The sequence below is a fragment of the Humidesulfovibrio sp. genome (genome assembly GCF_030689645.1).
In the GTDB taxonomy this organism is placed as follows: domain Bacteria; phylum Desulfobacterota; class Desulfovibrionia; order Desulfovibrionales; family Desulfovibrionaceae; genus Humidesulfovibrio.
Genome location: NZ_JAUYFU010000024.1, coordinates 1 through 14086 on the forward strand (window position 1 = coordinate 1; position 14086 = coordinate 14086).

Below are 14086 nucleotides of genomic sequence, written 5' to 3' on the forward strand. Positions count from 1 at the left end.
GGAGCCGATTAGTCATCAGATTTGGGCTTGGGTAGAATGGATTCAGTGGTCAACTTCAATTTTTTCCACCCCCCCCCTCCGGGCGCTTGCATTGTTGCCGCGAGAAAGTGTGTACTGCTCGCATCACTTCCAAAGGAGCAACATTATGGGAATGAGCGGTTCAGCAGCCTTCATCGCAGCACAGATTCAGCGCGACATGCCCAGGGATGGGACTGGCTCTGTTGACGCCCTCAGCTTGGCCAATGCCGCCGGCGTCGGGCTTGATGAAGCGCTCGAGAGTAGTCTCACTGAAGCGATAGCGGAGCTGACGTTCCACCATCCAGAAACTCAATTTTCTGGCGAGGTGCAAGGCGACCGAGTGGTGTTTGAGCGCAAGCCTGTCGCCCGTGGGCTGATTGAGTTTATGCCGGCGGGTGGCTTGGTACAACCTACTGCCGCCGAAATGCCGCGTGAAGTTGATCCAGAGGTTGTCTCCAGACTCATGGCTTCGGCTGTTTCGTATGGAGATCGGCAGGACGCTGCTGGGCGCCGCAACCTGGTGATGGCATTAAGCAATCGACCTGCCGACGAAGTCGAGGCGATCCTTGGCAGCGCGCTCTGGACAAAGAAGAAGCAGGGCATCCGCTTTTGGGCGGCAGCAACGAAGCGCCTTAAGGAAGCCACGAATGCCGCTGCTTGGGCAAAGCGCCTCGTGGAAGCAAAAGATTGCATGATTGAGCAGCAGTCAAATGTTAACATGCTCGCCGTTGTGTTGGCCAAGGCGGATGAGGGCAGACTGATTGAGGAGTCGCTTGCTGCCGGCGTGCTTCCGAGCCGCGTTCGTGCCGAGATTGAGAGACGCAAGCGCGAGAAAACGGCCAAAGAAAGTGAAGAGAAGTGAGCAAGTGAGAGGGCGGGGTTTCCCCCGCCCATTTTTTAGCGTTCTACGACGTTTTCGCTTACCCTCGGCGCTCCTGGCGCTTCTGTCCGAATGAAGAACTGGGCCACTGTCCAATCCTCCGCTGCGACGAGCTTCCCGGCACGGGAGTAGCCGTTGCGCCACGTCTGTCGTGGTGCTGTCGGCTTGCAGCGGCTATCCCACGCAGCCCCGAAAGGGCGTACAGGAATATTCTTGGCGGCTTCGCGCACAAGGTCTGGCGTGAAGTCGACGAACTTCCTTTGGCGGTACTGGTCGGCTATCTTCGAAGCGAAGCTCAACGCGCTTTCGGAGATACGCTCCGGTCTCCAGCCAGTACCCCAGGCGCAAGTGAAGCGCTCCTCGGTCTCGCAGACTACAGCAGCCGGGAGCAGTCCTGCGAGGATCACACCGGCGTTGCGCACGAAGGACACGATCTCGGAACCGCCCGGGCGCGCAAATTGGCCATTGGGCCATAGGTGCCCGAGCTGCCGCCACGGCGCGATTACGGGGTCAACGCGTGGTGCCAGAAAGCCACACACCGGCCTCATCTGCACGGTGACGTTGCCCTGGGTATCGGCCCATCCGCCGATCAGCTCTACGGCGTCGAAGGAAGCGAGCGAGTAGTAGGCGCTTGGTACGTTGGCCATGCTCATGTCGATGCCGATGGGGAGACTGGCCAAGCTCGCTACTATCTCATGGCTTGGCGACAGGCTCTCCGCGTGCTGCACAAGCCCGCGCTGTACACGCATAATGATGCGTAGCGCGGTACGATGCGGCGCGCCGCGGAGGTCGAGGCACCCTTCGACGGCGAGTTGGTAGCCTTCCCGACGCACGACGATTTGCCGGGTGTTCACTGTCCGGCAGGGCTTGCCGGTTCGGTGCGACAGCCCCGGCAGCACGACAGGTTTCTTGAGAGTGACGAGAGCGATTTCTTCGACCATGGTTTTCTCCTTTATTGCTGGTCAAAAGGATCCACGATCTCTCGAATTATCGCTTAAAAATCTAGATCAAAATTTGCGAAATGACGATTTCGAAGTCTTGACTTCAGCACCGTACCACTGTGCTGTAGGGAAGAAATTTCTTTCGTTTCCTTCAGCGAGACCTTCGCTACCGAGAAGGTAGCACAAGCACGACGCGCGGCAAGGCAACCCCTGGCGGGGGCGGCTACGCCGCGCCTTGCCGTCCGCCGCTGGCTCGTGCAGCTCCTCGCTTGTGGGCGACGGTCGAAGATGCCTCGCCTCTGGCGGGGGCTCGGGTCAAAGATGATGTGAAGGGGCGTAGCGGCTGGATACAGTGGTGTTGGAATCTCGACGCCGCGCCTTGCTTGACGGTTGAATCCTGCGGAGTACCTTGTCGATCGCGCCGGATTCCTGGCAGCTAGTCGGCGCGCAGGGGGATGGCGCGCAACTATCTGAAGACGATCACTTTTTCCTGGGCTCTTCTTCGAGTTTGTGCTATAGGTTGATTCCAAAATCGCACAAAGCACAAGGAGAAAATATGGACGGAATCCTCATTTGCGGCGCCCTCCTCATCGCTATAATGCTCCTGCGTCAGCGTGGCCAGGATTCGGATGCGGTGGCTTACGCGCCGGTTAGCGCTGACACGGACGACAGCTACCACACAGGTGCCCTCTTCGGTAGCAATCTCTCTACGCATGAGAGCTCGTTTCTTTCCAGCGGCGACGATTGGTCGGACAGCAGCGCGATAGACGACAGCTACAACACGGACACGCTCGGCCATTCTAGCGATGATGATTGGATGGCGAGCGGCACGATAGGCGATAGCGCCACTAGCAGCTACGAATCTGCTTTCAGCTCGGATACGGACTGGATGACGGACCCGTCCTGTGCGCACCTGGGGGGCAACATATACCACGATACGCCTATGGACCCCACGCATCACGACGACGACTGCTTCTCTAGCTCGTCAGGCTACGATGACTCGCTCTCGTCGAGTAGTTTCGAGGATAGCTGGTCCAGCAGCAGCTCTGACGACTCGTTCTCTTCTTGCAGCAGCTTCAACGACTAGCCGTCTGATACCCATGCCGTAGCGAGACGGCACAAGCAAAAGAGGGAGCCACGGCCCCCCTTTTGTTGAGCCGATTCCTCTTCAGCAATGAACGGCTTGAGCAAGTCGCCAAGTCAGCCTCATGCCCGAAAGAACGTCAGTCTGTGGCACAGCCCCGAGCCCCGAGGTCGTTCTTCAAGGCGATTCAGCTTTCTGCGGGCGTGAAGACGTAGGCGGAAGCGATTTCAACGAAGGGAGGCGGGGATACGTCAATAGCGGGTTATTCGTGCGGCTGGCCCAGGTTCATATCGATCCACAGGTGATGGAGGCGGATGGTTGTACCGTCGCAGCGCGAATGCGCTGACTCCGTGCGGGCCTTTCCGCAGATCTTGTCGATTTCCAGCGGGTTCAGGCTGTCATCTTGAGTCCACTCAAGGCCATCAGTGCAGCCTGTGATTCGTGCGAAACTGCTGTTGATGTGGCTGTGAACTGATTCAAACCCGTCTTTTTGGACATAGCCGATCATGCCTGCTGTGTCGTGCTCCTGGCCGTGCAGGCACAACCGAAATCGCTGAATGCCACCGCTTGTTGCCGTACATCCGGTGACATACTCGTCTCTGCGGGCCTTTGTTGACGCAGGCAGCCTCTTCGCTTCAAACACGGTAATGCTGTCGTGCATGGATTCGTAGCCGCACGCGAGAATGGCGGCGGACGCCGGTTTTGCCGCGATGTCGATACGGCGTTGACCTGCCTGTGATTGCTCATGGTGGAACAAGAACAGTCCATCGTTCCGCGCTTTGTACGACAGGTGGACGCAGAGTTGTTCATTGAGCTTGCTCTCTGCGACACAGGGCTCCCGCTTCGAGTCACGCCAGGCGTCCAGGTGCTCGAACACGAAATCCATGACGTTCGAGACAAGGATGCTTTTCAGTTTGGCGGGCGCATTCCCAGCCTTTACGCTGGGTTCATGCATCCTGATTGTCCGCATCGATGATGTCCTTGAGAATGCCGTCGACATCCCGAATGGCGGCAGACCGTATCCAGTAGCGCAAGAGGTCGGGCTTTATGAGGATTACCATGTCCGCTTCAAAAAAACGCACAACCCGCACGGTGCTCAACGCCATGCCGAATTGTTTAAAAATCGTACTCTTGAGGTGCTGCGCCCAATCCCCAGCCAGCCAGTCGACCGTTGCTTCACCGGTGAGGCTGAATGCCTGAAGCCGTAGGCCTTCCGCCTGCCCTTGAGTGGCGAGACTTGCCTGAGGGAAGCCCCGACGCATCAGCTTCAAGAATGTCTCGGAATAGGCCTGGAGGTCTTCCGTGGAGGCCTTGGATTTTAGGAGGGGCGAATCTTGCCCAAGGCGGACATAGTCGCCCATGTATGAACAAAGGTCATTGAGCAAATCCGTTTCCCAAGGGGCCAATTGCCAGTCGCCATCCTGTGGCCAAGGGAGACTAACAATGTCTTCTTTCAAAAGCGCAGTGGCCTTTGCAATAAAAAGGCGTGTGCTCAACAAATAGCAGCACGCACGCAGAACTTCCCTATTTTTTAAGAACTGCAGCCGGAAGGCCTTGAGCCGCTGGGCACGCTTGGCTGGGTCAATAATACCTATTATCTCATGCCGGTATGCTAGCGGTCCGCTTTCCCAGAACGCGCAGTGAAGTTTTTCGTGTTCCTTAATCAACACTAATGGACCACAGAACTGGGCTTCGTTGTGCGGTCTATGATACTTGTCGTCATCGCTCTCGACTGTCAGCAATGCGTTTGGTGAAATAGTGTCATTATTGAAGGCCGCAGTCGGTAGAAGTGGCCTTCCCGTGAGCCATTTCGCTTCGGTCTTGCCTCCCTTGCCGGCAATATATCCTTCACCAATTTTCCACCCATTAGCAGAGATGGTATCACCGAGAGAAGGCATCTCCTTCAGACGCTTGGCTAGATGGAAAAGCCTTCCGCCCCCTAGAAGGTTTGCTCTCCATACCCACGGATACAATTTGACCATGCCTTGTGGGACTTTATGGTGGTCGTAATGGTCCAGCTCGAAGCTGATTTGGTTTTTTGTGGCGAAGGTCCGTCGGAATGTCCAGTGCCGGATCACATGCCCTGAATTCGGCGTATGGTTCTTCGCATGGATTGCGACGATTTTGGGGTCAGCTCCTTGAAACAGCCCACGAATAGAGACGAAATCCAAAACCGTATCAACCAAGTGCGAGGCGAAGAGTGAGTTCCGGAACGTAACCGTCTGATTGTTATACAACAACCCCGCTGGTTGAATCATGCAGAGTTGGCCGGACGGGGTGAGGCACGATTTTAGGCATGCCTCAAGGACGTAGTGTGATATCTGCTGGTCTGGGACAGAGCCGTTTCGGCCCGCCAAGTCCAATGCCATTTCGGGAGTGATCTTGGATTGAAAAGGCGGATTTCCGGCGATGACATCAAACCCATTCGAGCCTTTGGTGTGCCGTTTTGCCGCCGCCGCCAGTTTAGCGAAGTCTCCGACGAACAGGTTCCGATCCATCAACTTGTCGAAGCGCAGATCCTTCCAAATGATGTCTGGTTGCAAGGCGTCGCAGATTGCCAAGGCCAGGCTGAAGGACGCGACATGGGCAGCCTCCTCCTGGAGCTCAATCCCGAAAATGCTATCCGCCAACAGCTGCTTTAGGTCGCCGGGGTTTGGCTTGCCCCAGTTGTTCGTGGCGAGGCGGGCATAAATGAGACGCCGGAAAGCCGCGACCAGGAATATGCCCGAGCCGCACGTTGGGTCCAAAAAGGTCTCGTTCCCCTGCAGCCTGTCCAACGGCATGACCTGGTCGAGCAGCAGGTTGACGAGAAGCGGCGGAGTGAAAACAGAGCCTGTGCCGTCTTCAGCGAAAAGCTGGTAAATGTGGCTGAGCACCTCGACCGGGATGCACTCAAATGAGTAAATGTCCCAGAAATAGAGCTGTCCCCTGGCGTCGCTCCTCGGCTGCACGACGTCGGCGAGCTTGCGCAGCATCCGCTCGTCTAGGGTCTGTCCACCCTCCGGCAGTAGGAAAATGTCACCGTTGAATTTCTCTTCCAGGGCCTTGAACATCACAACGACGTCACCTGGGGTCGCCTGTTTCAGCACATCCAGAAACGACTTCGCGCCTGGGTGGAACAAAGAGAACCAGCTTTGGGTCTCCGCAGGGAAGACCTTGCGATCCTCAAGGTATTTCACAAGAAGTGTCAGCAGGAGAAGTCGACGAGCCATGGGGTTGTTTGCCCCGCCAAGCTTCTCGTCAGCGTCCTTGACCTTCTCGATCAAGACCTTGTGTGCCCCTTTGTTGGGCTTGACGTGCTTGGCGTTTCGCTCGTCCTCCCAAAACGTCCCGTCGGCGAGCCTGTAAGCCGAAAACCGCTCGGGGCGGTCGTCGAGCGCCGCTGAAATCCGCCTAGAGTCGGAAATCGCTGCAAACGGTTTCGGCTTCCAGTCCTCTTTGCTTTTGGCGGCGGCGCCTGAAGCGCACGACAGGACATCGACATGGTCTTGCCAGCTCACATAGAGCAATGGCGACATCCCGCTCAACCACAGACGGTGATGAAGGTCGCAGATGTCGTTGGACGAAAACTTCGAGTCCGCCTCATCGATGACGTAGGCGGCGACTTGTGACGAGCGGCCGTCGGCAAAGCGTCGGAAAAAGACATAGTCGATACGGTCGCACAAAGCGTACGCTTGGCGCAGAGCTATTTGCTCGTCAATCGCAAGAGTGGCGGGAGGTGAGGCGCAAACCTTTTCAAGACCGGGTGGAGCGGTTTCTGCCGTGAGATGTAGCTGTGCGAGAATTTTGGTCATAGCTACTCTCTGCTTGTGGGGAACAAGGCACGCTCCAGATTAGGCGCTGTCGAACGTCAATCTTGGGGGCTCTCGTCCGCATGAGGCACCCACGTAAGGACCATTCATGACACCTTGTCACAGGGTGTGCAGTTTGTAAAGGCATCCGGTCAAGAATGCCGTATTTTAATAACAATGTCAGCTTGTAAGGCCACTGGAGGCGTTCCGTTCAACCCATTTCCTGCGCTGTGGTGGTCGGTGATCAAGCATGGCAGCCGCCGCCGGGGGGAGCTCCTCGCGACCATCTCGGAGTGGGCACTGGGCGCTCTGCTGCCCTTGAGAAACAAAGGAACTTCTTTCAATCTGCGAGAGCAGGTCCGCAGCATTCTACGCCTTTCAGTCCATGCGCACGCAGTCTTCGGACATGAACAGGGCCGAGTCGCCGACATCCGGCGGGAGACCTGGGCCGACGATTGTCTCTCCGGCAGCTTCACGAACCGCTAGCGCCAAGTTCATCGCCAGCAATGACTCCAGCATATCCTCCCCGGCAGTGAAACCGTAGGCTTGCCTCACGGCCTCGTCCAGTTTCGTGTGGGCGTCTTTGAGCAGGTTCTTCCCTGCGACGTCGAGCGAGCGGTACAACGCGCGCAGGGAGCATCCCATACGCTGCATGGCGCTGTTGCGCATGGCGCGCAACTCGCGCCCGGCCTGTACCACGGCGAGGGCTTGCCCCTGGTTGGGCGCCTGGGGCCACGGAAAGGAGTTGAACACGGTGTCCGAGGTGTACCGGAAGTCGCCCTTGAGCGTGGAGCAGCGCGCCTTGAGCCAGGCCCAGTGCTGGCCGGACTGCAGGATGCCGAAGCTGTAGTCGTCGGCAAGGGCAAAGGACATGACAACGTCATTGGGGTGAATCTGAGCGCTCACAAACTCGAAGATGGGGCGCTTCATCACGCGGGCACAAGCGATGTAGCGTGGCAGCGCATCCAGGCGCGCGATGAGTTCCCTACGGGGATAGGAGAGATGCCACCAGTGTTCCAGAAACTTGGCGTGATGCAGGTTCACCTTTGCTTTCGGGTTCTGTTTCTTGGCTTCGTCGTTCCGTTTTTTTTCCTCCTGTGCCGCATGTTCGCGGTCGGGCAGGACGAGTTGGCGTAGCCTGGCGAAGCAGTGCTCGAAGCGCATGGCCTCCATGATGTCACGCGGAGAGAGGTCGATGACCCAGCGTTTCGGAGCGGGCGGCGCAGCGCCGAGAAGCTCCTCCGCTATCAGCATCGGAAAAATCACCTTGGCTTCCCGAGGCGCTCTGCGAAGCAGGGTGTCCTTCTCCGTCCGCGTGAGCAGAAAGCCTTTGTGCCCGTGCGTCTGGCCCTGATAGCACGCGTTCGACTGGGCGTTCGCGGCTAGATCCTTGGCCCCTGTGACATCGGCGTCGGCAGAAAGTGCGGCGCTGATGCGCGGCAAGTCGACCACTCTCCACGGGCTTCCAGTCTGGTCGCCCAGTTGCGTGGCGAGCTTCATGGGACCATCAGCCTCGCCCTTGACCCAGTTGACGATGGACACATGCACCACGGCGTCGCCGCTCCATACCTGGGTCGAAACGGCCTCGGTGATGGTGCCGCCGTGTGTCACGATGTGATCCAGCCCGCCTTCGCGGGAATAGTTCTGGCGGATGGTGTTTGTGCCCACAAGACCCGCCCGGCCGCCTGGCCGCAGTTCGTCGTGGGCGCGGTGGAACCAGTAGACGCAGTAGTCGGCCCGGCCGGGGATGCGGTCTCCGAAAGCGGCATGCAACCTGCCGACGTAGTCCGCGCCGAGTTCTTGCTGCATCTTGTTCTTGGACTGAAAAGGCGGGTTGCCGATGATGGCCGAGGCCTCGGGCCAAGGGTTGAACAGGGCGTCGGCGCAGACGATGTTCTCGTCCATGTTGACGAGCGGGAGGGGCGCGCCGCCCAAGTCCGGAGCGTTGATGCCGAGGCCGCGAAAGAATGCGCCGGATTCAACCAGGGCGAGCTCCTTCGCCAGAATCATCGTCACCTTGGCCAGTTCGACGGCGAAGGCGTGGTTATCAAAGCCGTAGAAGTTCGTCTCACGCACGGCCGAGGCCAGGGCGAACTCGCGCACGCTCTCGGGCTTGTCCACCCGGGCGAGTTTTTCCAGAAGCTCCAGCTCGATTCGCCGCAGTTCACGGTAGGCTACATAGAGGAAATTGCCGCTCCCGCAGGCAGGGTCGAGTACACTGTAGGCGCTCAACTCGCCACGCAGGGCCAACAGTTCCCTCCGCGTCTTGGCCTTGGCGATGCGCTCGCGCCACGGACGGACGACGGTCGGCAGCACTACCTTTTGGATGTCGGACTCGCTGGTGAAGTGCGCGCCGAAGGCGTGCCGCTCTTCGCCATCCATGCTTTCCTGAAAAATAGAGCCGAAAATCATGGGCTGGACGCGGCTCCAATCTTCCTGCGCTGCGTCATGGAGCATGCGCGCCTCGTCAGAGGTCAGGTCGAGCGGTCGGACATCGGCGAACAGCCCGCCATTGAAGTAGTCGACCTCTTGAAACCGTCCGCCTTTGGCGCGTTCCGGGGTGTTCATCTGCCTGAACAGCCCACCGATGAGGTCATAGGAACTCTTCCCGCCGACGCATTCTTGGAGCAACTCCGAGAACAGCCCCTTTGGCAGCAGGTCAAAGTCCTCCGCGAACATGGCGAAAACACACTGGAGCACGAAGTGCTGGGACAGCTTCTGGTCCTGCGTGCGCGTCTTGATGGCCCTGTAAGCTTTGGCTACCTTGTCGGCTGCATCCCGCGTGACGGACACGAGGTTGTTCTGGAACTGCGGCTCGGTCGGTTGCGGGAGCAGGAAACTGAACGCTCTGTAGCGCCGCGGCAGATCCGCCAAAGACACCCGGTCCACGGGCGAATCGAGCTGCGTGTTGAAGTCGTAGATCAGGAACTCGTCGAAGTTGCAGAGCACGACGTAGCGGGGGCGGTTCGGGACGAGGTACTGCCAGTATTCGAAGGCCTGGCGATAGTGGCGCTCCAGCACGGCGCCACGCTTCTTCATCTCCAGAAGCATCGTGTCCTTCCAGAACAAATCGGCGAATTTGGTGCCCTTGCCGATACGGACACGGTGTTCGAGCGTGGCACCGGCTTCCCGGTACCCGGCGTGCCCGAAGGCTTGGAACAGGCGGTCGCAGAACACCTGGGCTTCGCCCTTTTCGTCGCCCTTGAGCGACTGGACGTAGGCGTTGAATTCTTCCAGCTTCGTTTCGCGGATGCTCACCAGTGCCCTCCAGACAGAATGCGACCTTGCCCAGAACGGGCTTTCGAGGATCGAAACATGTTGGAGATTGGTATATCGAAAGGGTTTTCAAGGCAACAGAAGCTCTGGCAGGACGCTGTTCTGGTGGGCCTCGCTTTCATTCGGGTGACTAGATCAATCCCGGCTCCGTTTGCCGTAGCGAGCGCCTGTGGGAAGGGCAGAAGGGGCCTCAGCACACGGGGGGCCGCTCTGGCAGAAGGGCGCATGATGGTCGCAGTGGCGGGCAGCAAAAATGGGGCCTCGCGGCCCCCTTCCTCGTTCAATATTCCCACGCCAGGGCACCCCTGAGTTGCCTCGAAATGGATCCGTGCAGCTTGGTGTCGGCCCCGTATGCGTCGTAGCCCGCATCTTGGGTCAAGAAGCCGCCACTCGTGGGGCATTCGCTCTGGCGAATTTGCATGGAAATCTGTTGAAAATCAGCGTGTTATTTGCGTGTGTCCTTGACACACCCCACGAATAAAGGTATAAAAATGGGGATTTTAAGTCCCTTGCGTCTACCAGTTTCGCCACCCGGGCAACCGGGCACAGTCCTACATGCCGAGGCGGGCCAGCGTCAACGCGAACCCGGCTGGAATATGCCTAATGTGCTATGAACGAGCGAAGATAGTTTGCGTAAAGGCGGGGCGCTAGGCGCGAAAAGCGGTCAAAGTCCGCCACCCACTCAAGTCCTGGCACGATGGCCCGCACCGCAGGAATGCCCAGATCCCTGCGCGTCAGGTCCGCGTACGTCGGCGGATAGCCATTGGCAAGAAGCGTCTCCTCCAGCACCATGAGGTCGCCCTCGGCGCTGCCGGTGGCATGGTCGGGCAGATCCTCAAGCTTGCGCACGGGCAAGCCTTCCGGGGCCTTCTGCGTGGCCGGTCCGGGGAAGGGGTAAGGGATCTCCGTCATGGCCGAGATGGCTGCGCGTGGCCCGGAAAGCCCGGCGCCCATGCCCTTGTTCACGTCTCCGTGGCGCCCGGTGACGATTGCCTTGTAGCAGGGCACTCCGAATTCCGAAGTGCAGTCCATGAACCATACGTGCATGTCGCAGTCTTCATAGTCGTGCAGCAGCTTGGCCACGCGTTCGTCCTTGGCCTCCAGGCGGAAGCAGCGCGAAAGGTCGAAGGGCGTCACAGCCTCGGCGTCGCGCTCAATGACCTCGCCCAGGGCATGCACCTTGGCCTCGGTCATGGTGTTTCCAGACGCCAGACCGGTGGAGCCAAGCGCGCTGAACAGGCTCTGTTCCTCCAAGTTGGCGAAGAGATACACGAACTGCACCGGCACCAGGCTGGGGCGCAGGCCGTTTTCGCAACGCTCCTGGGCGGGCATCCAGTGGATGGTCTGACCGGCGTAGGGCGCTTCGAAGCGCACGCGGTCGAGGTCCAGGGCATGGCCTGTGGCTGAGACCTCGGCATGGCTGCCGCGGGTGATGGGGCAATCGTAGGCCAGACCCATGACGCCTCGCGAACCCATGCTGGCATAAGACGACACGCGCTCGGCCACCTCCATGCTGTAGGAGGCCCGGGCTGAATCCATGTCCAGGCCTCGGCCGTAGCTGGTCTGCATGCCGGACAGGCTGTAGTTCATGCCGCCGCTTTTGACGGAAAGCTCCACCAGCCACATGCGCAGCAGCGCCACAGGCGAGAGGGAGGCCTTGTGGGCCATCTCTTTTCCAAGAAAAACGTTTTTGGCGTCAAGTTGCTTGAGGGCGTGGGCGCAGGTTTCCTGTGCCGGGCGGCGGGCCTTGGCCGGGGGCAGGGTTGCAGCCAGTCGGTGGCGGATTTCCTTGGCCGTCACCGCTGGGCCTTTGGGCAGCGCGTCTTTGCCGTAGGGCGTGTCGATGCCGATGTCCTGCGGCGCTGGCAGGGCCTCGTGGCCCACAATGTTCATTTGCATGCGCATGGTCCAGGCGTTGTGCAGGTGCTGATCAGACAAGAGATGGGAGCGGATGTGCACCGCCGGGGTGTGGCGGGACAGCTCCAGGGCGTCCAGCGCGGCCATGCGCGGCAAGAGGTGAGCGAAGCGCTCATGCCCCAGGCAGGCCTCGAAAAGCAGCGCGGCCAGGATGGGGTCGGTGATTTGTCCGTCCTTCTGCACCTCCTCCATGAGCTTCTCCACCTTCTTCGTGCGGTGCTCACCCAGCTTAAAGAGCATATGCTGATGCATGAAGTCGTCGAGGGGGTGTTCGCGCAGATGGGCCAGCATCTCCGAAAAGCTCAGGTTCGGGCCTGGGTGGGCGGCAAAACAACCGACGCCGGAAAGAGTGTCCATGAGGCGGAGTTCGTAGCGCATGGGGGCTCCAAAGGGATTGGGTTCAGTTTAGGCAAAAAATGGCGGTATCCATGCCTGCACGGTGACTCTAGGCCGACAGGGCGCCGGGCGCAAGGAGTGGGGCGGATAATCAGGGGCAGTCGGGCGGGCCGTCGGGGAAGGGCCAGGACTCCACACGGTTGCGGCCGCACTGCTTGGCCCGGTACAGGGCCTTGTCGGCCTTCTCGATCATGTCCTCAAGGATGCTGGCGCCGAACTGCGGCTCGGCTGCGTACTCCGCCACGCCGATGCTGACGGTATTGTTCAGCACGATGTCGCCCAGCTTGAGCGGCGTGGAGGTCACTGTCTCGCGGATGCGCTCGGCCAGGGTGCGGGCCTCCGTCAGGGAGGCGTTGGGGGCCAGCACGACGAATTCCTCGCCGCCGTAGCGCGCAGCCATGTCCGATTCGCGGATGGCCGAGGCGATGCACCCGGCGATGTGGATGAGGAACTTGTCGCCTACGGGGTGGCCATGGGTGTCGTTCACGTTCTTGAAGTGGTCGATGTCGATCATCAGGCTGGAGCAGGGCTTGCCGCCGCGCAAGGCGACGCTCAGGATGCGGTAGCCCTCGGCCATGAGGTGGCGGCGGTTGCTCATGCCGGTAAGCTGGTCCGTGCGTGAGGTTGTCTGTATGGTTTCAATGTGGTCGAGCACCGTGGCGGACATGCGGTTGAAGGCCCGCACCAGCTGCTTGAATTCCGTGGGTGCGTCCAGAGTGGCGGCGGGATCGATGATGTGGCCGTACTCGCCGTCCTGAATTTTCTGCGCGCCCTGCACCAGGAGCTTCAAGGGATCGAGGATGGTGCGGGCGATGGCGTGTCCCAGGAAGGCTGAGAATACAAGGGCCAGCGCCATGCTGACGATCAGAAGCCATTCGAGACTGATGGGCAGGGCATTGAGGCTTGTGGCCAGCCAGTAGAGCAGCAGGGGCAGTATGGGCAACAGCAGCAAAAGCGCGCTGTACAGGCGCAAAAGCCCCAACACTCCCAGGCCTTTCAGGCGTAGGGGGGGGAGATGATCGCGCGGGTCCATGACTTGGCTCCTCGTTACGAGTGAGGCTTTAGCTTCCTACGCATAGCAGTTCGAGGGCGGCTGCGCAAGTTGGCTGAACTTTAAGATTGTTCCTGTTGCGCCGAAGTGGCGGGGCGGCGGGATTTGAACTCGCGCAGGCGCTTTCGGATGTGCTCGACGGCCTGGGCGGCTTTGTCGCCTTGACCCGCGTAGGAGACCGTGTCGCCTGCGGCGGTGGTCATGATGAGCGTTTTGCCAGAGAGCTCCACGGCGCTGATGTCTGAGTAGTACACATCGCGGGTGCCCGTGTCCTCTGTCTGGTAGGCCACCGGGAAGTACGACTTGAGTGGAAAGATGCTCCCCTTGCGTCCCGCGATGACCACGAAGTCGTCCTTTGGGGCCATCATGGTGTAGCGCACTTCGTCCTTGTGCTCCTTGAGCATCCAGTGGGGGATGGCCCCGCCGATTTCGTAGAAGGGATAGTTGGGCTGGGACTTGTCGATGCCGCAGGCGCGCAGGCATTCCTTCTCCAGGTTTTCCAGCACGTCTTCCTGAAATGCCTTGTGGTTGTCCTTAACCAAGAAAGCCCCGTAGACGTCCAGGCCGAGGGGGATGAGCAGGAAGGCGAAGCCGTGCAGGCCCCCGGCGAAGAGCGTTATGAGAATGAGCGTGAGCAGGTAGGCCATGACCTTGGCCTTGGGTGTGGAGCAGAAGAGGATGGGCAGGGCTTCGCGCAGGTCCATGCGCCACAGGTAGGCAATGCCAGGGGAA

At 59.6% G+C, this 14086-nt stretch carries 9 protein-coding genes; 2 read left to right on the forward strand and 7 right to left on the reverse strand.

Annotated features, from left to right (window positions below; genetic code table 11):
* On the forward strand, nucleotides 1-880 hold an 880-nt coding region (locus tag Q8O35_RS03300), incomplete at its 5' end, for a hypothetical protein (protein WP_305570573.1).
* 35 nt (nucleotides 881-915) lie between these two features.
* On the opposite strand, the gene Q8O35_RS03305 is transcribed toward Q8O35_RS03300, so the two are convergent.
* Nucleotides 916-1839 (reverse strand): hypothetical protein, encoded by a 924-nt coding sequence (locus Q8O35_RS03305; RefSeq protein ID WP_305570575.1) that lies wholly within the window; start codon nucleotides 1837-1839, stop codon nucleotides 916-918.
* 409 nt (nucleotides 1840-2248) lie between these two features.
* Here Q8O35_RS03305 and Q8O35_RS03310 point away from each other — a divergent pair, with 409 nt between their 5' ends.
* Nucleotides 2249-2926, forward strand: coding sequence for a hypothetical protein (locus Q8O35_RS03310; protein ID WP_305570577.1), 678 nt, complete (start codon nucleotides 2249-2251; stop codon nucleotides 2924-2926).
* 259 nt (nucleotides 2927-3185) lie between these two features.
* On the opposite strand, the gene Q8O35_RS03315 is transcribed toward Q8O35_RS03310, so the two are convergent.
* The 6 genes from Q8O35_RS03315 to Q8O35_RS03340 all read right to left on the reverse strand — a co-directional run bounded on the left by Q8O35_RS03315 (nucleotide 3186) and on the right by Q8O35_RS03340 (nucleotide 14058).
* Nucleotides 3186-3878 carry a hypothetical protein gene (locus Q8O35_RS03315; protein WP_305570579.1) on the reverse strand — a complete coding sequence of 231 codons (693 nt, stop codon included), beginning with the start codon at nucleotides 3876-3878 and terminating at the stop codon, nucleotides 3186-3188.
* Nucleotides 3871-6717, reverse strand: coding sequence for a class I SAM-dependent DNA methyltransferase (locus Q8O35_RS03320; RefSeq protein ID WP_305570581.1), 2847 nt, complete (start codon nucleotides 6715-6717; stop codon nucleotides 3871-3873). The genes Q8O35_RS03315 and Q8O35_RS03320 overlap by 8 nt, the downstream gene beginning before the upstream one ends.
* A 375-nt stretch (nucleotides 6718-7092) precedes the next feature.
* A complete protein-coding gene (locus tag Q8O35_RS03325; protein ID WP_305570583.1) occupies nucleotides 7093-9972 on the reverse strand; it encodes a DNA methyltransferase in 2880 nt (959 codons plus the stop codon).
* 618 nt (nucleotides 9973-10590) lie between these two features.
* Nucleotides 10591-12285, reverse strand: coding sequence for a YcaO-like family protein (locus Q8O35_RS03330; RefSeq protein ID WP_305570585.1), 1695 nt, complete (start codon nucleotides 12283-12285; stop codon nucleotides 10591-10593).
* A 109-nt stretch (nucleotides 12286-12394) separates the two neighbouring features.
* On the reverse strand, nucleotides 12395-13336 hold the full coding sequence (locus Q8O35_RS03335; RefSeq protein ID WP_305570587.1) for a GGDEF domain-containing protein: 942 nt from the start codon (nucleotides 13334-13336) through the stop codon (nucleotides 12395-12397).
* An 80-nt stretch (nucleotides 13337-13416) separates the two neighbouring features.
* Entirely contained in the window at nucleotides 13417-14058 is a 642-nt protein-coding gene (locus tag Q8O35_RS03340) for a hypothetical protein (RefSeq protein WP_305570589.1), read from the reverse strand.
* Nucleotides 14059-14086 lie beyond the last annotated feature (28 nt).